The sequence below is a fragment of the Enterobacter asburiae genome (genome assembly GCF_008080435.1).
GTDB lineage: Bacteria > Pseudomonadota > Gammaproteobacteria > Enterobacterales > Enterobacteriaceae > Enterobacter > Enterobacter asburiae_C.
This window is the reverse complement of record NZ_VRKN01000003.1, coordinates 361,761-383,593: the sequence shown is the minus strand read 5'-3', so window position 1 is coordinate 383,593 and position 21,833 is coordinate 361,761. Positions and strand designations below refer to the sequence as shown.

22 protein-coding genes and 1 riboswitch are annotated in these 21,833 nt (G+C 58.3%); of the genes, 14 read left to right on the top strand and 8 right to left on the bottom strand.

What is annotated here, in order from left to right; translation table 11 throughout:
- The first annotated feature begins 69 nt into the window (after positions 1 to 69).
- Together hutU and hutH are read left to right on the top strand one after the other, a co-directional pair.
- Entirely contained in the window at positions 70 to 1,755 is a 1,686-nt protein-coding gene (hutU, locus tag FU672_RS07690; RefSeq protein ID WP_148242800.1) for a urocanate hydratase, read from the top strand.
- Complete coding sequence (hutH, locus tag FU672_RS07685) at positions 1,755 to 3,275, top strand: histidine ammonia-lyase (RefSeq protein ID WP_148242799.1); 1,521 nt, start codon at positions 1,755 to 1,757, stop codon at positions 3,273 to 3,275. Before hutU ends, hutH begins: the two co-directional genes overlap by 1 nt.
- Positions 3,276 to 3,341: 66 nt before the next feature.
- Here the strand turns inward: hutH and FU672_RS07680 are convergent, their stop codons facing one another.
- The gene (locus FU672_RS07680; protein ID WP_108090560.1) at positions 3,342 to 3,818 is read right to left on the bottom strand and encodes a kinase inhibitor; all 477 of its coding nucleotides are present in this window, start codon (positions 3,816 to 3,818) and stop codon (positions 3,342 to 3,344) included.
- A gap of 48 nt (positions 3,819 to 3,866) precedes the next feature.
- The gene (gene bioA / locus FU672_RS07675) at positions 3,867 to 5,156 is read right to left on the bottom strand and encodes an adenosylmethionine--8-amino-7-oxononanoate transaminase (protein WP_410053325.1); all 1,290 of its coding nucleotides are present in this window, start codon (positions 5,154 to 5,156) and stop codon (positions 3,867 to 3,869) included.
- Between the two features lie 86 nt (positions 5,157 to 5,242).
- Between bioA and bioB the strand changes: the two genes are divergently transcribed.
- Genes bioB through bioD form a run of 4 tightly spaced genes read left to right on the top strand, consistent with a single transcriptional unit; the run spans position 5,243 to position 8,870 of the window.
- Positions 5,243 to 6,283: a biotin synthase BioB gene (gene bioB, locus FU672_RS07670; RefSeq protein WP_032641628.1), complete on the top strand. Its 1,041-nt coding sequence runs from the start codon at positions 5,243 to 5,245 to the stop codon at positions 6,281 to 6,283.
- Entirely contained in the window at positions 6,280 to 7,437 is a 1,158-nt protein-coding gene (gene bioF, locus FU672_RS07665; protein ID WP_148242797.1) for an 8-amino-7-oxononanoate synthase, read from the top strand. Before bioB ends, bioF begins: the two co-directional genes overlap by 4 nt.
- Positions 7,421 to 8,176, top strand: a complete 756-nt coding sequence (gene bioC, locus FU672_RS07660) for a malonyl-ACP O-methyltransferase BioC (protein WP_148242796.1) — start codon at positions 7,421 to 7,423, stop codon at positions 8,174 to 8,176. The genes bioF and bioC overlap by 17 nt, the downstream gene beginning before the upstream one ends.
- The gene (bioD, locus tag FU672_RS07655; RefSeq protein WP_187360787.1) at positions 8,169 to 8,870 is read left to right on the top strand and encodes a dethiobiotin synthase; all 702 of its coding nucleotides are present in this window, start codon (positions 8,169 to 8,171) and stop codon (positions 8,868 to 8,870) included. Before bioC ends, bioD begins: the two co-directional genes overlap by 8 nt.
- On the opposite strand, the gene FU672_RS07650 is transcribed toward bioD, so the two are convergent.
- Positions 8,833 to 9,555 carry an ABC transporter ATP-binding protein gene (locus FU672_RS07650; RefSeq protein ID WP_148242794.1) on the bottom strand — a complete coding sequence of 241 codons (723 nt, stop codon included), beginning with the start codon at positions 9,553 to 9,555 and terminating at the stop codon, positions 8,833 to 8,835. The genes bioD and FU672_RS07650 overlap by 38 nt on opposite strands.
- Before the next feature lie 752 nt (positions 9,556 to 10,307).
- Here FU672_RS07650 and uvrB point away from each other — a divergent pair.
- Positions 10,308 to 12,323, top strand: coding sequence for an excinuclease ABC subunit UvrB (gene uvrB, locus FU672_RS07645; RefSeq protein ID WP_148242793.1), 2,016 nt, complete (start codon positions 10,308 to 10,310; stop codon positions 12,321 to 12,323).
- A gap of 72 nt (positions 12,324 to 12,395) precedes the next feature.
- Here uvrB and yvcK read toward each other — a convergent pair whose 3' ends face one another.
- Positions 12,396 to 13,304, bottom strand: a complete 909-nt coding sequence (gene yvcK / locus FU672_RS07640; protein WP_023310851.1) for a uridine diphosphate-N-acetylglucosamine-binding protein YvcK — start codon at positions 13,302 to 13,304, stop codon at positions 12,396 to 12,398.
- Positions 13,305 to 13,529: 225 nt separating this feature from the next.
- Positions 13,530 to 13,664, top strand: a riboswitch (molybdenum cofactor riboswitch).
- Between yvcK and moaA the strand changes: the two genes are divergently transcribed.
- The 6 genes from moaA to FU672_RS07610 all read left to right on the top strand — a co-directional run bounded on the left by moaA (position 13,652) and on the right by FU672_RS07610 (position 17,131).
- Complete coding sequence (moaA, locus tag FU672_RS07635; RefSeq protein ID WP_148242792.1) at positions 13,652 to 14,641, top strand: GTP 3',8-cyclase MoaA; 990 nt, start codon at positions 13,652 to 13,654, stop codon at positions 14,639 to 14,641. (Overlaps the previous riboswitch by 13 nt.)
- 24 nt (positions 14,642 to 14,665) lie before the next feature.
- Positions 14,666 to 15,178, top strand: coding sequence for a molybdenum cofactor biosynthesis protein B (moaB, locus tag FU672_RS07630; protein WP_148242791.1), 513 nt, complete (start codon positions 14,666 to 14,668; stop codon positions 15,176 to 15,178).
- Between the two features lie 3 nt (positions 15,179 to 15,181).
- The gene (gene moaC / locus FU672_RS07625; RefSeq protein ID WP_023292962.1) at positions 15,182 to 15,667 is read left to right on the top strand and encodes a cyclic pyranopterin monophosphate synthase MoaC; all 486 of its coding nucleotides are present in this window, start codon (positions 15,182 to 15,184) and stop codon (positions 15,665 to 15,667) included.
- On the top strand, positions 15,660 to 15,905 hold the full coding sequence (gene moaD / locus FU672_RS07620) for a molybdopterin synthase sulfur carrier subunit (protein WP_148242790.1): 246 nt from the start codon (positions 15,660 to 15,662) through the stop codon (positions 15,903 to 15,905). The genes moaC and moaD overlap by 8 nt, the downstream gene beginning before the upstream one ends.
- A gap of 1 nt (position 15,906) precedes the next feature.
- Positions 15,907 to 16,359, top strand: a complete 453-nt coding sequence (gene moaE / locus FU672_RS07615) for a molybdopterin synthase catalytic subunit MoaE (RefSeq protein ID WP_148242789.1) — start codon at positions 15,907 to 15,909, stop codon at positions 16,357 to 16,359.
- 64 nt (positions 16,360 to 16,423) lie between these two features.
- The gene (locus FU672_RS07610) at positions 16,424 to 17,131 is read left to right on the top strand and encodes a Bax inhibitor-1/YccA family protein (RefSeq protein WP_148242788.1); all 708 of its coding nucleotides are present in this window, start codon (positions 16,424 to 16,426) and stop codon (positions 17,129 to 17,131) included.
- A gap of 89 nt (positions 17,132 to 17,220) precedes the next feature.
- Here the strand turns inward: FU672_RS07610 and FU672_RS07605 are convergent, their stop codons facing one another.
- From FU672_RS07605 to FU672_RS07595, 3 genes are read right to left on the bottom strand one after another with little or no spacing between them, the layout of a single operon-like run.
- On the bottom strand, positions 17,221 to 18,183 hold the full coding sequence (locus FU672_RS07605) for a lysylphosphatidylglycerol synthase domain-containing protein (protein ID WP_148242787.1): 963 nt from the start codon (positions 18,181 to 18,183) through the stop codon (positions 17,221 to 17,223).
- On the bottom strand, positions 18,183 to 19,421 hold the full coding sequence (gene clsB / locus FU672_RS07600; protein ID WP_148242786.1) for a cardiolipin synthase ClsB: 1,239 nt from the start codon (positions 19,419 to 19,421) through the stop codon (positions 18,183 to 18,185). The genes FU672_RS07605 and clsB overlap by 1 nt, the downstream gene beginning before the upstream one ends.
- Positions 19,418 to 20,179, bottom strand: coding sequence for an endonuclease/exonuclease/phosphatase family protein (locus FU672_RS07595; RefSeq protein WP_023334979.1), 762 nt, complete (start codon positions 20,177 to 20,179; stop codon positions 19,418 to 19,420). The genes clsB and FU672_RS07595 overlap by 4 nt, the downstream gene beginning before the upstream one ends.
- Before the next feature lie 133 nt (positions 20,180 to 20,312).
- On the opposite strand from FU672_RS07595, the gene FU672_RS07590 reads away from it, so the two are divergent.
- Positions 20,313 to 20,723, top strand: coding sequence for a YbhQ family protein (locus tag FU672_RS07590; RefSeq protein ID WP_148242785.1), 411 nt, complete (start codon positions 20,313 to 20,315; stop codon positions 20,721 to 20,723).
- On the opposite strand, the gene FU672_RS07585 is transcribed toward FU672_RS07590, so the two are convergent.
- Entirely contained in the window at positions 20,685 to 21,791 is a 1,107-nt protein-coding gene (locus FU672_RS07585; RefSeq protein WP_148242784.1) for an ABC transporter permease, read from the bottom strand. The two genes, FU672_RS07590 and FU672_RS07585, sit on opposite strands and share 39 nt — an antisense overlap.
- Positions 21,792 to 21,833 lie beyond the last annotated feature (42 nt).

Here is a 21,833-nt window from a genome sequence, read left to right as displayed (position 1 = left end):
CGGCCTTGTGTGTGCTTGTCTATACAAGTATATCTAAATGCATCATCTGTCCCGTATGAGGAGCACACAATGTCGTCAGGTAAATACCGCCAGCAGGATGTCCGCGCCGCGCGCGGCACCACTCTCACCGCCAAAAGCTGGCTCACCGAAGCCCCGCTGCGCATGTTGATGAACAACCTCGATCCTGAGGTAGCGGAGAACCCCCACGAGCTGGTGGTCTACGGCGGCATAGGCCGCGCCGCGCGCAACTGGGAATGCTATGACGCAATTGTAAAATCCCTGACTGAACTCGAGCACGACGAAACCCTGCTGGTGCAGTCCGGCAAGCCGGTGGGCGTGTTCAAAACGCACAAGAACGCGCCGCGTGTGCTGATCGCCAACTCTAACCTCGTGCCGCACTGGGCCACCTGGGAACACTTCAACGAACTGGACGCAAAAGGGCTGGCGATGTATGGCCAGATGACCGCCGGGAGCTGGATCTACATCGGTAGCCAGGGGATTGTGCAGGGCACCTACGAAACCTTCGTGGAAGCCGGCCGCCAGCACTATAACGGCTCGCTGAAAGGCCGCTGGGTGCTGACCGCGGGTCTCGGCGGCATGGGTGGCGCGCAGCCGCTGGCCGCCACGCTGGCCGGCGCGTGCTCGCTCAACATTGAGTGCCAGCAGAGCCGCATTGATTTCCGTCTGCGTACCCGCTACGTCGATGAACAGGCAACCGATCTGGACGATGCGCTGGCGCGCATTAAAAAATACACATCCGAAGGTAAAGCGGTGTCGATTGCCCTGTGCGGCAACGCGGCGGACATTCTCCCGCAGCTCGTCGCCCGCGGCGTGCGCCCGGATCTGGTCACCGACCAGACCAGTGCCCATGACCCGCTGCACGGTTACCTGCCAAAAGGCTGGACGTGGGAAGCCTATCAGCAAAAAGCGGAAACCGATCCGGAAGGCACGGTACTTGCCGCGAAACGTTCCATGGCAGAACACGTCTCCGCCATGCTGGCGTTTAGCCAGATGGGCATTCCGACCTTTGATTACGGCAACAACATCCGCCAGATGGCGAAAGAGATGGGCGTAAATAACGCGTTCGACTTCCCGGGATTCGTTCCTGCCTATATTCGCCCGCTGTTCTGCCGCGGCATCGGTCCGTTCCGCTGGGTTGCCCTGTCCGGTGACCCGGAGGATATCTACAAAACCGACGCCAAAGTGAAGGAGATCGTCGCCGATGACGAGCACCTGCATCGCTGGCTGGACATGGCCCGCGAGCGCATTAATTTCCAGGGCCTGCCGGCGCGTATCTGCTGGGTAGGGCTGGAGTGGCGTCAAAAACTCGGCCTCGCCTTCAACGAAATGGTGCGCAGCGGTGAAGTCTCTGCGCCGATCGTCATTGGTCGCGATCACCTGGACTCCGGCTCCGTCGCCAGCCCGAACCGCGAAACGGAAGCCATGCGCGACGGCTCGGATGCGGTCTCCGACTGGCCATTGCTGAACGCTCTGCTGAATACCGCCAGCGGCGCGACCTGGGTGTCGCTGCACCATGGCGGCGGCGTCGGGATGGGCTTCTCCCAGCATTCCGGGATGGTTATTGTCTGCGACGGAACCGATGAAGCCGCCGCGCGTATCGCTCGCGTGCTGCACAACGACCCGGCAACCGGCGTGATGCGTCACGCGGATGCGGGTTATGAGATTGCCATTGACTGTGCCAAAGAGCAGGGCCTTAACCTGCCGATGATCCCTGCCACACAAGGAAAGCATTAATGAACGCGTTAACACTCACTCCCGGCTCACTGACGCTCAAACAGCTGCGTAACGTCTGGCGTAAGCCGGTCACCCTTTCGCTTGATGCAAGTGCCCACGCCGCCATTAATGACAGCGTCGCCTGCGTCGAAGCCATTGTTGCCGAAGGGCGCACCGCCTACGGGATTAACACCGGCTTTGGGCTGCTGGCGCAGACCCGCATTGCGACACACGATCTGGAAAACTTACAGCGTTCGCTGGTGCTGTCACACGCGGCGGGCGTCGGTCAGCCGCTGGATGATGAGATCGTCCGTCTGATGATGGTACTCAAAATCAACAGCCTGGCGCGTGGTTTTTCCGGCATTCGCCTGAGTGTGATCCAGGCGCTGATGGCGCTGGTCAATGCGGAAGTCTATCCGTGGATCCCGGCGAAAGGCTCTGTTGGGGCATCCGGCGATCTTGCTCCCCTGGCGCACATGTCGCTGCTGCTGTTGGGTGAAGGCAAAGCGCGTTGGCAGGGCGAGTGGCTTCCTGCGAAAGAGGCGCTGAAAAAAGCCGGGTTAACCCCTATCACGCTGGCGGCGAAAGAGGGCCTGGCGCTGCTGAACGGCACGCAGGCATCGACCGCTTTCGCGCTGCGCGGCCTGTTTGAAGCGGAAGATTTGTTTGCCTCGGCGGTGGTGTGCGGCGCGCTGACCACCGAAGCCGTGCTGGGCTCGCGTCGTCCGTTCGATGCCCGCATTCACGAGGTGCGCGGTCAGCGCGGGCAGATTGATGCCGCCGCGATGTACCGTCACGTGCTTACCGACACCAGCGAAATTGCCGATTCACACCATAACTGCGAGAAGGTTCAGGATCCGTATTCCCTGCGCTGCCAGCCGCAGGTGATGGGTGCGTGCCTGACGCAGCTGCGCCAGGCGGCAGAGGTGCTGCTGGTGGAGGCCAACGCGGTGTCCGATAACCCGCTGGTGTTCGCCCAGGAAAACGAGGTGGTCTCCGGGGGCAACTTCCACGCCGAGCCGGTGGCGATGGCGGCGGATAATCTTGCATTAGCCATTGCCGAAGTTGGCGCGTTATCCGAGCGTCGTATTGCGTTAATGATGGATAAACATATGTCCCAGCTGCCACCGTTCCTGGTGCGTAACGGCGGGGTCAACTCGGGCTTTATGATTGCCCAGGTGACCGCGGCGGCGCTGGCGAGCGAGAACAAAGCCCTGTCGCACCCGCACAGCGTCGACAGCCTGCCAACGTCAGCGAACCAGGAAGATCACGTTTCGATGGCACCGGCTGCCGGGCGTCGTCTCTGGGAAATGGCCTCCAACACCCGCGGCGTGCTGGCGGTGGAATGGCTGGCGGCAAGTCAGGGTATCGATCTGCGTGAAGGGCTAAAATCCAGCCCGCTGCTGGAGCAGGCGCGTCATGCGCTGCGCGAGCACGTTACGCACTACGATGACGACCGCTTCTTTGCGCCGGATATTGATAAGGCGATGCAGCTTCTGGAAGAAGGGCGACTGGTGGGGCTGTTGCCTTCGGTGCTGTGATTTTTACCCTCACCCTAACCCTCTCCCTGTGGGAGAGGGCCGGGGTGAGGGCATCAGCCCGCACGATTACGAATACATCGCCGTAATCGACGCGCTTCCGAGCGTATGGAAATGCACGTTAAACCCTACCATCGCGCCGCTCGCCCCTTCATCTACCTCAATCTTGTCCACATCCAGCGCGTGCACCGTAAAAATATAGCGGTGAGTTTCCCCTTTTGGCGGTGCCGCGCCGCCGTAGCCCGCTTTACCAAAGTCAGTGCGCGTCTGAATGGCGCCTTCAGGCAGGGCAACCAGGCCTGAACCGGAACCCTGTGGCAGGACGCGCGTGTCGGCAGGCAGGTTCGCCACAATCCAGTGCCACCAGCCAGAGCCGGTAGGCGCATCCGGATCGTAGCAGGTTACGACAAAGCTTTTGGTTCCGGCCGGAACCTCGTCCCATGCCAGGTGCGGGGAGATATTGTCTCCCTGATACCCCATGCCGTTGAATACGTGGCGTTCCGGCAGTTTTTCACCGTCGCGCAGATCTTTACTGATGATTTTCATACGGTTTACCCTCGTTGATCGCTCGTTCAGCAAGTGTAATGCATAGGGTTACATCGTGAAATGCGCGGGAATGTTAACGGCTGTTACAACCGCGTCGGTTAATTTACGCAGCTGCTCCGGCGTAATGCTGTACGGCGGCATCAGGTAGATAAGCTTGCCGAAAGGCCGCACCCAGACGCCCTGCTCAACGAAGAAGCGCTGCAGCGCCGCCATATTCACCGGATGGGTGGTTTCAATCACGCCGATGGCGCCCAGCACGCGAACGTCCGCCACGAAATTCGCACCCGAGGCGGCGCTCAGCTCGTCTTTCAGCTGCGCTTCAATGGCCGCAACCTGCGTCTGCCACTCGCCGCTCGTCAGAATGGCGAGACTTTCGCTTGCGACGGCGCAGGCCAGCGGGTTACCCATAAACGTCGGGCCGTGCATAAAGCAGCCCGCCTCGCCGTCGCTGATGGTGTCGGCAACGTGACGGGTCGTGAGCGTGGCGGAGAGCGTCATGGTGCCGCCGGTCAGCGCCTTGCCCAGACACAGAATATCCGGGGCGATACCCGCATGCTCGCAGGCAAACAGCCTGCCGGTGCGGCCAAAGCCGGTGGCGATCTCATCCGCAATCAGCAGAATGCCCTCGCGATCGCACATCCTGCGAATACGTCTCAGCCATTCCGGATGGTACATCCGCATTCCGCCCGCGCCCTGCACAATCGGCTCAAGGATCACGGCGGCGATTTCATGGCGATGTGCCGCCATCAGCCGTGCGAAACCGACCATGTCCATCTCGTTCCACTCGCCGTCGAAACGGCTCTGCGGGGCCGGGGCAAACAGGTTTTCCGGCAGATAGCCCTTCCACAGGCTGTGCATGGAGTTGTCCGGATCGCACACCGACATCGCCCCGAAGGTATCCCCGTGATAGCCGTTGCGGAAGGTGAGGAAGCGCTGGCGCGTTTCGCCCAACGCATGCCAGTACTGCAGCGCCATTTTCATCGCCACTTCCACCGCCACGGAGCCGGAATCGGCCAGGAACACGCACTCCAGCGAGTCAGGCGTCATCGCCACCAGCCGGCGGCATAAATCCACCGCGGGCTGATGGGTAATTCCGCCAAACATCACGTGCGACATCTGGTCAATCTGCGCCTTCATTGCCGCATTCAGGCGCGGGTGGTTGTACCCGTGAATGGCCGCCCACCAGGAAGACATCCCGTCAACGAGCTGCTCGCCGCTGGCGAGGTGCAGCTCGCAGCCGTGGGCCGAGGCCACCGGATAGACGGGAAGGGGGTGGGTGGTGGAGGTGTAAGGGTGCCAGATATGCTGCTTGTCGAAGGCGAGATCGTCCTGGGTCATAATCGACTTGTAAACCATTTTGAAAAGTTTTAGGTTTACGAGTATAAACCGAACCGAAAATTAACAAAACCCTTTGGAGAAGCCCCATGGCTCACCACGCACGCTGGACGATGTCGCAAGTCACTGAATTATTCAACAAACCTTTCCTTGAGCTGATGTTCGAAGCCCAACAGGTGCATCGTCAGCACTTCGATCCGCGCCATGTTCAGGTCAGTACGCTGCTGTCGATCAAAACCGGTGCCTGTCCTGAAGACTGCAAATATTGCCCGCAGAGCGCACGTTACAAAACCGGTCTGGAATCTGAACGGCTGATGGAGGTTGAGCAGGTGCTTGACTCGGCGCGCAAGGCGAAAAACGCTGGCTCGACCCGCTTCTGCATGGGCGCGGCGTGGAAGAACCCGCACGATCGCGACATGCCGTATCTGGAGCAGATGGTGAAGGGCGTGAAGGAGATGGGTCTCGAAGCCTGTATGACGCTCGGCACGCTGAACGACGAGCAGGCGCAGCGCCTCTCCGCGGCAGGGCTGGACTACTACAACCACAACCTCGACACCTCGCCGGAGTTTTACGGCAACATCATCACCACGCGTACCTATCAGGAGCGTCTGGATACGCTGGATAAAGTGCGTGATGCGGGGATCAAGGTCTGCTCCGGCGGTATTGTCGGCTTAGGCGAAACGGTGAAAGACCGCGCGGGCCTGCTGCTGCAGTTGGCGAACCTGCCGACCCCGCCGGAGAGCGTGCCGATCAACATGCTGGTGAAGGTCAAAGGCACGCCGCTGGCGGATAACGACGACGTGGATGCGTTTGATTTTATTCGCACCATCGCGGTGGCGCGCATCATGATGCCGACCTCTTTCGTGCGTCTCTCTGCCGGTCGCGAGCAGATGAACGAGCAGACCCAGGCAATGTGCTTTATGGCCGGTGCCAACTCCATCTTCTACGGCTGCAAGCTGCTGACCACGCCGAACCCGGAAGAGGACAAAGACGTTCAGCTGTTCCGCAAGCTGGGGCTGAACCCGCATCAGACCGAAGTGCTGACGGGTGATAACGAGCAACAGCAGCAACTGGAGCAGCAGATTTTCAACGCCGACACCGACCAGTTCTACAACGCGGCAGCCGTATGACCTGGCAGGCACGAATTAATACCGCGCTGGACGAACGCCGGGCAGCAGAGGCGCTTCGCGTTCGCAGGGTGGTGGAAAACGGCGCGGGCCGTTTTCTTACCCGCGACGGGCGGCAGTTTTGTAATTTCTCCAGCAACGATTATCTCGGACTGAGCCAGCATCCGGCCATCATCCGCGCCTGGCAGCAGGGTGCGGAGCGGTTTGGCGTGGGCAGCGGCGGCTCGGGACACGTCAGCGGATACACCACGGCGCATCAGGCACTGGAAGAGGCGCTTGCCGACTGGCTCGGCTATCCGCGCGCGCTGCTCTTTATTTCCGGCTTTGCCGCGAATCAGGCGGTCATTACCGCGCTGATGGGAAAAGAGGACCGCATTGTCGCTGACCGCCTGAGCCACGCCTCGCTGCTGGAGGCGGCAAATTTAAGCCCGGCGCAGCTGCGCCGCTTTGCCCATAACGATGCGGGGCAGCTTGCTGCGCTGCTGGATAAACCCTGCGGCGGACAACAGCTGGCGATCACGGAAGGGGTGTTCAGCATGGACGGCGACAGCGCGCCGCTTGCCGCACTGCACGAGGCCGCAAAACGGCAAAACGCCTGGCTGCTGGTCGACGATGCCCACGGCATTGGCGTAATGGGTAACGAAGGGCGCGGTAGCGCTTACCAGCAAAACGTGAAGCCGGAACTGCTGATTGTCACCTTTGGCAAGGGCTTTGGCGTCAGCGGTGCCGCCGTGCTGTGCAGCGAGTCTGTCGCCGATTATCTGCTGCAGTTTGCCCGACACCTGATTTACAGCACCAGCATGCCCCCGGCGCAGGCCGTGGCGCTGTCTGCGTCGCTGGCGGTGATACGCAGTGCAGAAGGGGATGAACGTCGTCAGCGGCTGGCAGAGCATATCTCCCGCTTCCGCCAGGGGTTAGCGGCGCTGCCTTTCCACAGTCCCGATTCGCAGAGCGCTATCCAGCCAGTGATTGTCGGCGAAAACAGCCGCGCGCTGGCACTGGCGCAGGCGCTACGCGAGCGCGGCATGTGGGTGACCGCCATCCGCCCGCCAACCGTTCCGCCGGGCACCGCACGGCTGCGTTTAACCCTGACGGCGGCGCATGACGCACAGGATATCCGGACGTTATTGGAGGCGCTCCATGATGCCGGTGAATAAGCAGGCCGTTGCGGCGGCATTTGGTCGGGCCGCGCAGAGCTATTCGCAGCACGATGAACTGCAGCGTCAGAGCGCGGAGGGGCTTCTGGCCGCGCTTGGCGAGAACCGTTTTCCGCAGGTGCTGGACGCGGGCTGTGGTCCCGGCAGCAACAGCCGCTACTGGCGCGGAACGGGAAGCCAGGTCACGGCTATCGACCTCTCAGACCAGATGCTCGACGAGGCGCGTCAGAGGCAGGCAGCGGACCACTATCTGCTGGCCGATATCGAGGCGATCCCGCTGGCGGATGCGCAGTTCGATCTGGTCTGGAGTCATCTGGCGGTTCAGTGGTGCAGCAGTCTGCCACAGGCCTTAAGCGAGCTTTATCGCGTGGCGCGACCGGGCGGGAAGGTGGCCTTTACCACCTTGCTGGAAAGTTCGCTGCCGGAGCTGAATCAGGCGTGGAAAGCGGTGGATGAGCAACCGCACGCTAACCGCTTTTTATCGCATGAGCAGGTTACGCTGGCGCTGGCAGGCTGGCGCTACCGCAGCACGGTGCAGACCATCACCCTCAATTTTAGCGATGCGTTCAGCGCCATGCGCTCGCTGAAGGGCATCGGCGCCACGCATTTGCATGCCGGGCGGGAGAAAAAACCGCTGACCCGGGGACAGCTGCAGCGTCTGGAGCTGGCCTGGCCGCAGCAACGGGGGCATTTCCCGCTCTCTTATCAACTTTTTCATGGGATTATCGAACGTGACTGAACGTTATTTTGTCACCGGAACGGATACGGAAGTGGGCAAAACGGTTGCCAGCTCGGCACTGCTGCAGGCGGCAAGGCTGCTCGGAAAAAACACCGCCGGGTATAAGCCTGTTGCTTCCGGCAGCGAGATGACGGCGGAAGGGTTACGCAACTCCGACGCGCTGGCGCTCCAGCGGAACAGCACGCGTGAGCTCGCCTATTCAGCGGTAAATCCGTATACCTTTGCCGAGCCGACCTCGCCGCACATTATCAGCGCTGACGAAGGTCGTCCGATTGATTTCGCCGTGCTGTCTGCCGGGTTACGGACGCTGGAAAGCCAGGCCGACTGGGTGCTGGTGGAAGGGGCTGGGGGCTGGTTTACGCCGCTTTCGGACACGCAGACGTTTGCTGACTGGGTGCAGGCCGAGCAGCTTCCGGTCATTCTGGTCGTCGGCGTCAAGCTGGGCTGCATCAATCACGCCATGTTGACCGCGCAGGCCGTACAGCAGGCCAGGCTGCGTCTGGCGGGCTGGATAGCCAACGACGTGGTTGCGCCGGGTAAACGACACCAGGAGTATCTGACGACGCTCAGGCGTGTACTTCCCGCCCCGTGCCTCGGGGAAATTCCCTGGCTTGCTGACGGCGCGGAAAATGCCGAAACCGGGCGTTATCTCGATCTCAGCGTCTTGCTTCCCGCGACATCCAGTGAGCGATAAGCTCGTCATCCAGTTCGTTAACGTGGCCCTGTGCCACGTTACGCCCGCGGTAGAGCATACAGAACCGGTCCGCAACCCGGCGGATAAACGACAGCTGCTGCTCCGCTAACAGCACCGTCATACCTAACTCCCGGTTTAAGCGCGCCAGCAGCTGTCCCAGCTTCTGGGCAACGCTGTGTCCTGCGCCGTGCAGGGGCTCATCAAGGATTAGCAGGTGCGGACGGTTCACCAGCGCATTAGCCAGCGCCAGCTGATACTGGTCGTCCGGAGAGAGCGTGTTGGCGCGGGTCTGTCGCAATGCGTAGAGCGCCGGAAACAGGTCGTAAACGTCACTTTTCGCTTCCGGGTTGGGTTTCCCCATTGCCCGCATGGCGATATGCAGATTCTCCTCAATCGTTAACTGGGAGAAGATCCGCCTGTCCTGCGGGACATAACCTATCCCCGGTCCTGAACGCTGTTCTGGCGGCAGGTTAAGCAAATCGCGCGGCGGCGCCCCCGCCTCATGCCAGATGATGCTGCCGCTTTCGACGGGCACTCTCCCGGCGATGCAATTCATGAGGGTGGTTTTTCCCATCCCCGGCAGGCCAACGACGCCTGTACACATCCCTTGCGGAAAATCCAAATTCACGTTCCATAGCGTATGTTGGCTTCCGTAAAACTGATTCACAGCACGCAGACTCAACATCTTTCTCTCCTTAAAAATGTGTGTAGGTGAGGCTCGAGTTTGAATCTGCAAAACCCCTGCCAGAAACCGAAAAGTGTTTAAAAAAACGGCTTTTTTAGGAATAAGTCACCGGAGAGGGGCTTATAAAAAACGGGATTGCACATCGACGGTGCCGGTGGTGTTGAGTTGTGGTGCAGAACCCGAAATGATGAAAATGTGAGCAAGATCCCATCGGTTGGTTATGAATGACGCAACTGTTAATCATCAAAAAATAGCTATAAAAATTTTTTACTGCCGTTTCGTGGGAAAATCCGGGAATTTGCCGAGCGCCAGTCTGCATGGGCTGGAAGCAGTTATCCACTATTCCTGTGGATAACCATGTGCATTAGAGTTAGAAAACACGCGATAAGCGAGAGAAGACGCGGCTTACGCCCAAATTGACGCGAAACGCGGCTTTAGAAAATATCGTTTATTATTTAATTGCTTAGATAAAAGCAATTCCCGTCATGAAAGTGTCACCCGTTGCCACAAAACTATCATTACCTGGCTTGACAAATGTTAAAAAAGAAAAAGTTCTGGGGATAACCTGACCTGACTGGTGTTTTATATTGTCACAGCTCAAATTTTGGCCGTTATCTCACTCATCATTCCGGCGCTATGCTAAATATCCTGACATGCCACTGGTTTTTCATCCAGTGTTTTTTACTGGCATTCCTGACAACAACGAGTAAAATTACTCACCTGCCGCTTATAACGTCATCAGGTTGTCGCCCATGAGTAAACCGTTCAAATTGAATTCTGCTTTCCGTCCATCTGGCGATCAGCCTGAGGCGATCCGTCGTCTGGAAGAGGGGCTGGAAGATGGGCTGGCGCACCAGACGCTGCTGGGGGTAACCGGCTCGGGTAAAACGTTCACCATCGCCAACGTGATTGCGGATCTCCAGCGCCCAACGATGGTGCTGGCACCCAATAAAACCCTGGCCGCGCAGCTTTATGGCGAGATGAAAGAGTTCTTCCCGGAAAATGCGGTGGAGTATTTCGTCTCCTACTACGATTACTACCAGCCTGAAGCGTATGTACCGAGCTCTGACACCTTCATCGAGAAAGATGCCTCAGTGAACGAACACATTGAGCAGATGCGACTGTCGGCCACTAAGGCGCTTCTGGAGCGTCGCGATGTGATCGTCGTCGCGTCCGTTTCCGCGATCTACGGTCTGGGCGATCCGGATCTGTATCTCAAGATGATGCTGCACCTGACGCAGGGGATGATCATCGACCAGCGCGCCATCGTCCGTCGTCTGGCAGAGCTGCAGTATGCCCGTAACGATCAGGCGTTCCAGCGTGGCACCTTCCGCGTACGTGGTGAGGTGATCGACATCTTCCCGGCGGAATCGGACGATATGGCGCTGCGCGTCGAGCTGTTTGACGAAGAGGTTGAACGCCTGTCGCTCTTTGACCCGCTGACCGGACACGTTGAGTCGGTTATCCAGCGTTTCACCATCTACCCGAAAACGCACTACGTGACGCCGCGCGAGCGTATCGTGCAGGCGATGGAAGAGATCAAAGTTGAACTGGCCGAGCGCCGTAAGGTGCTTCTGGCTAACAATAAGCTGCTGGAAGAGCAGCGCCTGAGCCAGCGCACCCAGTTCGACCTTGAGATGATGAACGAGCTGGGCTACTGCTCCGGCATTGAAAACTACTCGCGCTTCCTCTCCGGGCGCGGGCCGGGCGAGCCGCCGCCGACGCTGTTTGATTACCTTCCGGCAGACGGTTTGCTGGTGATCGACGAATCCCACGTCACGATCCCGCAGATCGGCGGGATGTACCGCGGTGACCGGGCGCGTAAAGAGACGCTGGTGGAGTACGGCTTCCGACTGCCGTCAGCGCTGGATAACCGTCCGATGAAGTTTGAAGAGTTTGAGGCGTTAGCGCCGCAAACCATTTACGTCTCGGCCACGCCGGGCAACTACGAGCTGGAGAAATCCGGTGAAGACGTTGTTGATCAGGTTGTGCGTCCAACCGGGTTGCTCGACCCAATTATTGAAGTTCGTCCGGTGGCCACTCAGGTTGACGATCTGCTCTCTGAGATCCGCGCCCGTTCAGCCATCAACGAGCGTGTGCTGGTGACCACGCTCACCAAGCGTATGGCGGAAGACCTGACCGAGTATCTCGAAGAGCACGGCGAGAAGGTGCGCTATCTGCACTCGGATATCGATACCGTAGAGCGCATGGAGATTATTCGCGACCTGCGTCTGGGCGAGTTTGACGTGCTGGTGGGGATCAACCTGTTGCGAGAAGGTCTGGATATGCCGGAAGTCTCGCTGGTGGCGATTCTGGATGCGGACAAAGAGGGCTTCCTGCGTTCCGAGCGTTCGTTAATTCAGACCATTGGCCGTGCGGCGCGTAACGTCAACGGTAAAGCGATTCTGTACGGTGACAAAATTACCCCGTCGATGGCGAAAGCGATTGGTGAAACGGAGCGTCGCCGCGAGAAACAGCATCGTTACAACGAAGAGCACGGCATTACCCCGCAGGGGCTGAACAAGAAGGTGGTGGATATTCTGGCGCTGGGTCAGAACATTGCCAAAACCAAAGCGAAAGGTCGCGGCAAGGCGCGTTCAGTGGTGGAAGAAGATACCGTCGTGCTGACGCCGAAAGCGCTGCAGCAGAAAATCCACGAGCTGGAAGGGCAGATGATGCAGCACGCGCAGAACCTGGAGTTCGAAGAGGCGGCGCAGATCCGCGACCAGTTACATCAGTTGCGGGATCTTTTCATCGCGGCATCGTGAGTAAAGCGATGTTTTCTCCCTCTCCCTGTGGGAGAGGGCCGGGGTGAGGGCATCAGGCCGCACAAAACGAACCTAGCCCAGCGCCTGAATCGCCTTCTCCAGCGCCTCGCGTAGAAGGTGACGGTCATGGCGATATTTAATATCACTCGCTTCCAGCGGCTCCTGCACCACCACGCGGTCGCCAATACCCGACACATCCACTTTCGGCCCGACCACGACACCGTCGATAATTTTTTTACCGACGTACTGCTCCATTAATTCCAGTTTGTCTGCCAGCGACAGGCTTGCTGCCGCCGGGCTCAGTTCACGTCCAAGGTTACCGATGTAAACCATCGGGGCAGGGGTGCGGCGCAACGCCTGCGCCAGCTCTTTCACCAGCAGAATTGGCATCAGGCTGGTATAAAAACTGCCCGGACCGATCAGGATAAGATCCGCTTCCCCGATTGCCTCCACCGCTTCTCGCGTGGCGGGTACGCTCGGATAGGTCATTAACTCCGTTGGCGGCAGGATGAGCTGGTCAATATTCACCTCACCGTAAACTTCATGCCCTTCGGCGTCGATTGCCATCAAGTCAACCGGTTGTTCAGACATGGGGATCAGGAATGCGTCCACTTTGAGCAGATTACGGATTAAGTTGATGGCTTCCAGAGGCCGTACGCTCAGGTGATCAAGCGCCTTTAACATCAGATTTCCGAGGTTATGCCCGGAAAGTTCGCCATTACCGCCAAAACGGTACTCAAACATCGCCGACGCGACGCTTGGCTCGGTAATTAACTGGTTCAGGCAGTTGCGCATATCTCCCCAGGCAATACCGCCTTCGGCACGACGAATGCGCCCGGTTGAGCCGCCGTTGTCGGTGGTGGTCACTATCCCTGTCAGCCTTGAGCCGAGTGACGACAAAGAGGACATAACCCGGCCTAAGCCGTGTCCTCCGCCAAGAGCGACCACTCGGTCAAGATCCGCAAAAGTGCGATTGCGCATACGTATTCCTTATCACGTTCGATCGCGTAACAGTAACCTAACTACCCCTAAAAGACGATGCCTCACCCGATGCAAAATGACGTATATCAATGTGAAAATGCGGTTTTTAGGTATTCTGTAGCGAAAATGCAGGAACGATTCGTTATATAGATAATTATATAGCGTAAAGCGATAATGGCGCAGTCAGAATTTCCGCGCTACTATCGCCATAACCACGTTTTCAAAATTGAAAACATACACTCTAGCCCTTGTGCCTGTGTCGAAAGATATGGCGCTCTGGCCGTGGCGAATTTGCCACCAGGGTACAGAAAGAAATGACTGTGCCTCCCGTATCTGGAAAGGTGTACATGGCTTCACAACTTACTGATGCTTTCGCGCGTAAGTTTTATTACTTACGTCTGTCGATTACCGATGTGTGCAACTTCCGTTGCACCTACTGCCTGCCCGATGGCTACAAACCGGGCAGCGTCACCAATAACGGCTTTCTCTCCGTGGATGAAGTGCGCCGCGTCACGCGCGCCTTCTCTGAGCTCGGCACCGAAAAAGTGCGTCTGACCGGCGGCGAACCCTCTCTGCGCCGTGATTTTCCCGATATCATTGCCGCCGTGCGTGAAAACGAACGTATCCGCCAGATTGCCGTGACCACCAACGGTTACCGCATGGCGCGTGACGTGGCGAACTGGCGCGATGCCGGGCTGACGGCGATCAACGTCAGCGTCGATAGCCTGGACGCTCGTCAGTTCCACGCCATTACCGGCCAGGATAAATTCCAGCAGGTCATGGACGGCATCGACGCCGCGTTCACGGCGGGCTTCGAAAAAGTCAAAGTCAACACGGTACTGATGCGTGATGTAAACCACCATCAGCTGGACACCTTCCTGGCGTGGATCAAATCACGTCCCATTCAACTGCGTTTTATTGAGCTGATGGAAACCGGCGAGGGCAGCGAGCTGTTTCGTCGCCATCACATCTCCGGCATGGTACTGCGCGAGGATCTGCTGAAACGCGGCTGGATCCACCAGATCCGCCAGCGCAGCGACGGCCCGGCGCAGGTCTTCTGTCACCCGGATTACGAAGGGGAGATAGGGCTTATCATGCCTTATGAGAAAGACTTCTGCGCCAGCTGCAACCGCCTGCGCGTCTCCTCCGTTGGCAAGCTCCATCTTTGCCTGTTCGGCGACGGCGGCGTAGACCTTCGCGATCTGCTGGAAGACGATGCGCAGCAGGACGCGCTTGAAGCGCGCATTTCTGAAGCGCTGACGCATAAAAAACAGACCCACTTCCTGCATCAGGGCAATACCGGCATTACTCAGAACCTGTCTTACATCGGCGGGTAATCAGGCTTAAGAAGGAATCAGAAGATGAGTCAGGTAAGTGCAGAATTTATCCCGACACGCATTGCTATCCTTACCGTTTCCGACCGCCGTGGCGAAGAGGATGATACCTCCGGCCACTGGCTGCGCGAGGCGGCCCATGACGCGGGGCATAACATCGTCGATAAAGCGATCGTGAAGGAGAACCGCTACGCCATTCGCGCTCAGGTCTCTCAGTGGATCGCCAGCGATGACGTGCAGGTGGTGTTGATTACTGGCGGCACCGGCTTTACCGCAGGCGATCAGGCCCCCGAAGCGCTTATCCCGCTGTTCGACCGCGAAGTGGAAGGCTTCGGCGAAGTGTTCCGCATGCTCTCCTTTGAAGAGATTGGTACCTCTACGCTCCAGTCGCGCGCCGTAGCGGGCATGGCGAACAGCACGCTGATTTTCGCCATGCCAGGTTCGACCAAAGCCTGCCGCACCGCGTGGGAAAACATCATCGCCCCGCAGCTGGATGCCCGTACCCGTCCGTGTAATTTCCATCCCCATTTAAAGAAATAAGCTATGTCACAACTGACCCACATTAACGCCGCTGGCGAAGCGCATATGGTGGATGTCTCCGCCAAAGCGGAAACGGTGCGTGAGGCGCGCGCGGAAGCGTTCGTCACTATGCTGCCGGAGACGCTGGCGATGATTATCGACGGCAGCCACCACAAGGGTGATGTCTTTGCGACCGCACGCATCGCCGGTATCCAGGCCGCCAAGCGCACCTGGGACTTAATTCCGCTGTGCCATCCGCTGATGCTGAGCAAGGTGGAAGTGAACCTGCAGGCGCAGCCGGAGCAGAGCCGTGTACGCATTGAGTCACTCTGCCGCTTAACCGGCAAAACCGGCGTGGAGATGGAAGCGCTGACGGCGGCCTCTGTCGCCGCGCTGACCATCTACGACATGTGCAAAGCGGTGCAGAAAGATATGGTCATTGGCCCGGTTCGCCTGCTGGCAAAAAGCGGCGGCAAATCCGGTGATTTTAAGGTGGACAGCCATGATTAAGGTGCTCTTTTTTGCCCAGGTCCGCGAGCTGGTGAATACCGACAGCCTGACGCTGGATGCGTCTTTCGAAAACGTCGCTGCCCTGCGCGCGCATCTGGCGGCACAAAGCGAGCGCTGGGCGCTGGCGCTCGACGAAGGCAAACTGCTGGCCGCCGTTAACCAGACGCTGGTGGAATTCACCCACCCGCTGGCTGAAGGGGATGAAGTGGCTTTCTTCCCGCCGGTGACAGGGGGCTAAGATGGCTGAAACCCGAATTCTGGTGAGTCCTGAGCGTTTTAACGTGGGGACCGAATATAGCTGGCTGGCGGAACGCGATGAAGACGGCGCGGTTGTCACCTTCACCGGCAAGGTGCGCAACCACAACCTCGGTGACAGCGTGAAGGCGCTGACGCTGGAGCATTATCCGGGGATGACCGAGAAATCGCTGGCGGAGATTGTCGACGAGGCGCGAGGCCGCTGGCCGCTTGGCCGCATCACGGTGATTCACCGTATCGGCGAGATGTGGCCAGGCGAAGAGATTGTCTTCGTCGGGGTAACCAGTGCACACCGCAGCAGCGCGTTTGCGGCAGGGGAGTTCATTATGGATTACCTCAAAACCAAAGCGCCGTTCTGGAAGCGCGAAGCCACGCCGGAAGGTGACCGTTGGGTGGAATCTCGCGACAGCGATAAACAAGCCGCCAGCCGTTGGTAGTCGGTTTACGTGGATGTGTTAATCTTAACGTGTGTGTCTACTTAAACTTAATCAGGAGTGAATCATGGACCGATTTCCGCGTTCCGATTCAATAGTACAGCAGACCCGTAGTGGCCTGCAGACGTATATGGCTCAGGTGTACGGCTGGATGACGGTTGGCCTGCTGCTTACCGCGTTTATCGCGTGGTATGCGGCGAACACGCCTGAACTGATGATGTTTATCTTCTCCAGCAAAATCACCTTCTTTGGGCTGATAATCGCGCAGCTGGCGCTGGTGTTTGTGCTTTCGGGTCTGGTGCAAAAGCTGAGTGCCGGAATGGCGACCACGTTGTTTATGCTCTATTCGGCGCTAACGGGGCTGACGCTTTCCAGTATTTTCATTGTTTACACCTACTCTTCTATCGCCAGTACCTTCGTGGTGACCGGTGGGATGTTCGGTGCGATGAGCCTCTACGGTTACACCACCAAACGTGATCTGAGCGGTTTAGGCAGCATGCTGTTTATGGGGCTGATTGGGATTGTGCTGGCGTCGCTGGTGAACCTGTGGCTGAAGAGCGATGCGCTGATGTGGGCCGTGACCTACATTGGGGTGGTGATCTTCGTTGGATTGACGGCGTATGACACCCAGAAGCTGAAAAACATCGGCGAGCAGATTGACGTACGCGACAGTTCGAACCTGCGCAAATACGCGATCCTGGGCGCGCTGACGCTGTATCTGGACTTCATCAACCTGTTCCTGATGCTGCTGCGGATTTTCGGCAACCGTCGTTAAGGTTGCTTTGCCGGGTGGCGGCTTCGCCTTACCCGGCCTACGAAACGCGAACCGTAGGTCGGGTAAGGCGAAGCCGCCACCCGACTTGTTCACTTCGCTAACATCCTCTCATTCTTCGCCCGCAGCTTCTTCGCCCGGCTCTCCAGCACCAGATAACAGACCGTTGCCAGCGCCAGCGGCAGGAAGTAATACAGCATGCGGTACGCCAGCAGGGCCGCGATAATCGTTCCCTGAGAGACATGCTCCCCGGCCAGCAGGGCAATAAATACCGCCTCCAGCACGCCGATCCCCGCCGGAATATGCACAATTACGCCCGCAATACTGCTCACCAGCAGCACGCCCAGCACGAAGAAGTAATTTACGTCCTCGCCAATCAGCAGCCAGATAATGGCCCCCATCGCCATCCAGTTGGCGCTGGAAACGGCCATCTGCAGCACCGCAAACTTCCACGAGGGCAGCACCAGTTTTTGCCCTTTAATGGTCATATGACGGCGTCTGGCAAACGCGCAGGCCCACAGATAAACGGCGATAATCAGCAGCAGCACAATACCCAGAATGCGCAGCGTGGCCTCATCGATATACCAGTGCGCGGGCAGTTGCACTACGCCGATGGTGAAGATCACCCCGCCGAGCAGAATATAGCCCAGCCAGTTGGTGGTGATGCTTAACGAGAAAATACGCGTGATGGTCCCGCCCGGCAGGCCGAGCCGTGAATAAAGGCGATAGCGCATGCCAATGCCGCCAACCCAGGTGCTTAGCGTCAGGTTAAAGGCGTAGCAGATAAACGACACCAGCATTACCTGACGTTTGGCCAGCTTGTGGCCGCAGTAAGCACGGCCCAGCAGGTCATAGCAGCCGTACATCAGGTAGCTGACAATAACCAGCCCCACAGCGCCCAGCAGCACCATCCGGTTATAGTTGCGGATGACTTTCCACACCTCTTCCCAGTCAACTTTCTGTGCGTAGACCACCAGCAGAACCGCGACCGCAATAAAAAACAGCCAGGTCAGGATCTTTTTTGCCAGCCGCCAGCGTGGATGCGATTTCGCCATCAGGGTTTGCCTCCATCTTCCGCTTCAATACGGTCCTGGGTTTCCATTTCGGGTTGTACCGGCGGGTCCACCTGCGCAAGCTTAGGCGTATGCGCCGGCAGCCAGCCGACCATGGCCGGGAAATGGCGCAGAAAGTGGAACACCACCACGCTGATGCCCAGGTTCCACCAGGTACGTTTGGGAACCATGGATTCGTCCACGCGCACGCTGTCGTTAACGATTAACGCCTGCAGGTTATCCCGCAGGGTCTGGTTAAACTGGCGATCGTGAACGATCAGGTTAGCTTCAAGATTGAGCGATAAGCTCAGCGGATCGAGGTTACTGGAGCCTACGGTTGCCCAGTGATCGTCCATCAGCGCCACTTTGCCGTGCAGCGGTCGGCGGCGATATTCGTAGATCTGTACGCCGCCCTTCACCAGATAGTTATACAGTAGCCGCGCGCCGACTTTGACTATCGGCATATCCGGCTCGCCCTGCACAATCAGCTTCACGCGTACCCCGCGCCGGGCCGCATTGCGCATGGCATGCAGCAGACGATAGCCCGGGAAAAAGTAGGCGTTAGCAATAATCACTTCGCGCTTCGCGTTGGCGAGCATCTTGAGATAATGACGTTCAATGTCGTCCCGGTGCTCGCCGTTATCCCGCCAGACGAAAAGGGCCTGTGCTTCGCCGGGCTTACGGTTCTCTTCCGGACGATGGCGGCGTCTCCACCAGCGGCGAACGGCCTCTTTACCCGGCAGGTTCTCCAGCTCAAACAGTAAGATGTCCTGCACCACCGGGCCTTCAATGCGAATGGCGTAGTCCTGCTTCGCTTCCGGGCCGTAGTCGGACATATGCTCAGCGGAGTAGTTAATGCCGCCGACAAACGCTACCGTCTCATCCACCACCACAATTTTGCGGTGCATCCGGCGGAAAAGATTGGTACGCATGCCGAACAGGCGAGGGCCGGGATCGTAGTAGCGGAACACCACGCCCGCAGAGGTCAACTCATTGACGAATGCATCGCTGAGATCCGGCGAGCCATAGCCATCCAGCAGCACTTCAATTTTGACGCCGCGCTGTGCGGCGCGCAGCAGTACGCTGTGCAACTGTTTGCCGACGTTATCTTCGAACCAGATAAAGGTTTCGAGGATCACCTTCTGCTGTGCGTTATCAATCGCCTTAAACACCGCCGGGTAATACTCGTCCCCATTGACCAGCAGCGTGATCCGGTTGCCTTCCTGCCAGGAACATTTCATAGGTGGATCTCCGCGCTGAGCGGGGCATGGTCGGAAAGATGTCGCCAGTTAAGAAGCGCCAGGGCTGTCGGGCTGCTGGCGTGGGCATTTTTCACGTAGATGCGGTCAAGTCGAAGCAGCGGGAAACGGACCGGGAAGGTGCGCGCAGGCCTGCCGTTGGCGCGAGTAAAAATCTCCTCCAGCCCGGCATCCACTTTCAGCGGATGGTTTGCCCGCTGTCGCCAGTCGTTGAAATCGCCCGCCACCACCACCGGTTCACCTTCGGGAAGCGCGTTGGCCCATTCGGCCAGCATTTTCAGCTGCGCCTGACGATGGGCTTCGCGAAGGCCCAGATGAACACAGCCGACATGGACAGGTCGCTCAAGGTCGGGCGGGGTAATGCGGCAGTAAAGCAGGCCGCGTTTTTCGCTTTCCCCGACGGAAACGTCGCGGTTTTCGTAATGTTCAATGGGGTAACGGGACAGCACCGCGTTTCCGTGATGCCCTTCCGGGTAGACCGCGTTGCGGCCGTAGGCGTAATCACTCCACATGGTATCGGCCAGAAATTCATAGTGCGGCGTGTCGGGCCAGTTCTCAAAGTGAAGCGGATGCACCTCGTGTGCGCCCATCACCTCCTGCAGGCAGACAATGTCCGCGCTGACGGTGCGTACCGCGTCGCGCAGCTCCGGTAAAATGAAGCGACGGTTAAATGCTGTGAAGCCCTTATGAATGTTTATCGTCAGCACTTTAAGCGAGAAATGCTGCATTTTTTGAGTCATAAGCTCCTTCCTGAGTGACTATCCCAATGAAAATAAAGTGTAGTCGGCGTCACAAAAAGATGCGGCGTTACGGAATTTTCCGTAAAGTGCGGTAGTCTGATTAAGCAGAGAAAAATCCTTCAGGAGAGAAGCCATGAAGTGGCAACAACGTGTTCGTGTCGCAACTGGCCTGAGTTGCTGGCAGATAATGTTGCATTTACTGGTCGTGGCCGTACTGGTGATGGGCTGGATGAGCGGCACGCTGGTGCGTGTTGGCCTGGGGCTATGCGTCCTTTATGGCGTCACCGTGCTGTCGATGCTGTTCTTACAGCGCCACCATGAAGCGCGCTGGCGCGAGGTGGGTGATGTGCTCGAAGAGCTCACCACCACCTGGTATTTTGGTGCGGCGATGATCGTTCTGTGGCTGCTGTCGCGCGTGCTGCAAAACAACCTGCTGCTGGCCCTCGCGGGTATGGCTATCCTCGCAGGGCCTGCGGTCGTCTCGTTGCTGACCAAAGAGAAAAAGCTACGCAATGTTGCGTCTAAACATCGCGTACGCCACTGAGCCCGTCGTGGCCGCGATCGCCAGTAGCGGCCACAAACTTCCCCACACAATATCCAGACTCGCATCCTTCAGATAGATTTGCTTGGTGATATCCGTAAAGTGCCGAATCGGATTTACCCACGTCAGATCCTGTAGCCACACCGGCATGTTCTCGACGGGAGAAACATAACCCGAGAGCAAAATCGCGGGCATCATAAAGACGAATACCCCGATAAATGCCTGCTGCTGCGTCGAGCAGAGCGCCGAAATCAGCAGTCCAAACCCCACCAGCGACAGCCCGTAAATGACTATCGTGAAGTAAAACAGCGCCAGCGAACCGGCAAACGGGATCTGATAGGCCCAAATCCCCACCCCCAGCACGATGGTGGCCTGGAACGTCGCGACGATCAGCGCCGGGACCGCTTTGCCGACGAAAATTTGCCAGGTGGCGAGCGGGGAGACCAGCAGCTGATCCAGCGTGCCTTGTTCACGTTCGCGGGCGACGGACAGGGAGGTGACGATCATCACCCCGATGGTGGTGATCATGGCGATCAGCGACGGCACCACGAACCACTTGTAGTCCAGATTTGGGTTGTACCAGTTACGCACCACCAGCTCGCTGTTGTTGGGCTTCGGTTTGCCCTCCATCAGCTCCTGCTGGTAATCCTTCACCACCTGCTGCAGATAGTTGGCCGCTATCTGGGCGCTGTTGGAGTTGCGCCCGTCGAGGATCAGCTGCATCGGTGCGGTCTGGAAGGTATCCAGATTGCGGGAGAAATCCGCCGGGAATCGCACCAGCAGCAGCGCTTTTTGCGTGTCGATAGTGGGCTGGATCTCTTGCGGGCTTTTCAGCAGCAGGATGTGGGTAAAGGCTTTCGCACGGGCAAAACGCTGCGTCAGCTCGACGGCGTGTTTGCCGTTGTCTTCGTTATAAATGGCAATGGTGGCGTTGGTCACCTCAAGGGTGGCAGCAAACGGGAACAGTAAAACCTGGATCAGCACCGGCAAGACCAGAATGGCGCGGGTTTGCGGCTCGCGCAGCAGGGATTGCAGCTCTTTGCGTATTAACGTCCATAAACGGTGAAACATTGCATCGTCCTCCTGTCGGGTGGCGCTTGCGCTTACCCGACC

What these genes read in the sequence shown, in the direction of transcription:
- bioB (WP_032641628.1), top strand. Translation starts at nt 5,243, where the DNA reads ATGGCTCACCACGCACGCTGGACGATGTCGCAAGTCACTGAATTATTC.
- moaB (WP_148242791.1), top strand. Translation starts at nt 14,666, where the DNA reads ATGAGTCAGGTAAGTGCAGAATTTATCCCGACACGCATTGCTATCCTT.
- moaE (WP_148242789.1), top strand. Translation starts at nt 15,907, where the DNA reads ATGGCTGAAACCCGAATTCTGGTGAGTCCTGAGCGTTTTAACGTGGGG.
- hutU (WP_148242800.1), top strand. Translation starts at nt 70, where the DNA reads ATGTCGTCAGGTAAATACCGCCAGCAGGATGTCCGCGCCGCGCGCGGC.
- FU672_RS07610 (WP_148242788.1), top strand. Translation starts at nt 16,424, where the DNA reads ATGGACCGATTTCCGCGTTCCGATTCAATAGTACAGCAGACCCGTAGT.
- moaA (WP_148242792.1), top strand. Translation starts at nt 13,652, where the DNA reads ATGGCTTCACAACTTACTGATGCTTTCGCGCGTAAGTTTTATTACTTA.
- bioF (WP_148242797.1), top strand. Translation starts at nt 6,280, where the DNA reads ATGACCTGGCAGGCACGAATTAATACCGCGCTGGACGAACGCCGGGCA.
- FU672_RS07680 (WP_108090560.1), bottom strand. Translation starts at nt 3,818, where the DNA reads ATGAAAATCATCAGTAAAGATCTGCGCGACGGTGAAAAACTGCCGGAA.
- hutH (WP_148242799.1), top strand. Translation starts at nt 1,755, where the DNA reads ATGAACGCGTTAACACTCACTCCCGGCTCACTGACGCTCAAACAGCTG.
- FU672_RS07595 (WP_023334979.1), bottom strand. Translation starts at nt 20,179, where the DNA reads ATGACTCAAAAAATGCAGCATTTCTCGCTTAAAGTGCTGACGATAAAC.
- bioC (WP_148242796.1), top strand. Translation starts at nt 7,421, where the DNA reads ATGATGCCGGTGAATAAGCAGGCCGTTGCGGCGGCATTTGGTCGGGCC.
- FU672_RS07590 (WP_148242785.1), top strand. Translation starts at nt 20,313, where the DNA reads ATGAAGTGGCAACAACGTGTTCGTGTCGCAACTGGCCTGAGTTGCTGG.
- moaC (WP_023292962.1), top strand. Translation starts at nt 15,182, where the DNA reads ATGTCACAACTGACCCACATTAACGCCGCTGGCGAAGCGCATATGGTG.
- moaD (WP_148242790.1), top strand. Translation starts at nt 15,660, where the DNA reads ATGATTAAGGTGCTCTTTTTTGCCCAGGTCCGCGAGCTGGTGAATACC.
- yvcK (WP_023310851.1), bottom strand. Translation starts at nt 13,304, where the DNA reads ATGCGCAATCGCACTTTTGCGGATCTTGACCGAGTGGTCGCTCTTGGC.
- FU672_RS07605 (WP_148242787.1), bottom strand. Translation starts at nt 18,183, where the DNA reads ATGGCGAAATCGCATCCACGCTGGCGGCTGGCAAAAAAGATCCTGACC.
- uvrB (WP_148242793.1), top strand. Translation starts at nt 10,308, where the DNA reads ATGAGTAAACCGTTCAAATTGAATTCTGCTTTCCGTCCATCTGGCGAT.
- FU672_RS07650 (WP_148242794.1), bottom strand. Translation starts at nt 9,555, where the DNA reads ATGTTGAGTCTGCGTGCTGTGAATCAGTTTTACGGAAGCCAACATACG.
- bioA (WP_410053325.1), bottom strand. Translation starts at nt 5,156, where the DNA reads ATGACCCAGGACGATCTCGCCTTCGACAAGCAGCATATCTGGCACCCT.
- FU672_RS07585 (WP_148242784.1), bottom strand. Translation starts at nt 21,791, where the DNA reads ATGTTTCACCGTTTATGGACGTTAATACGCAAAGAGCTGCAATCCCTG.
- clsB (WP_148242786.1), bottom strand. Translation starts at nt 19,421, where the DNA reads ATGAAATGTTCCTGGCAGGAAGGCAACCGGATCACGCTGCTGGTCAAT.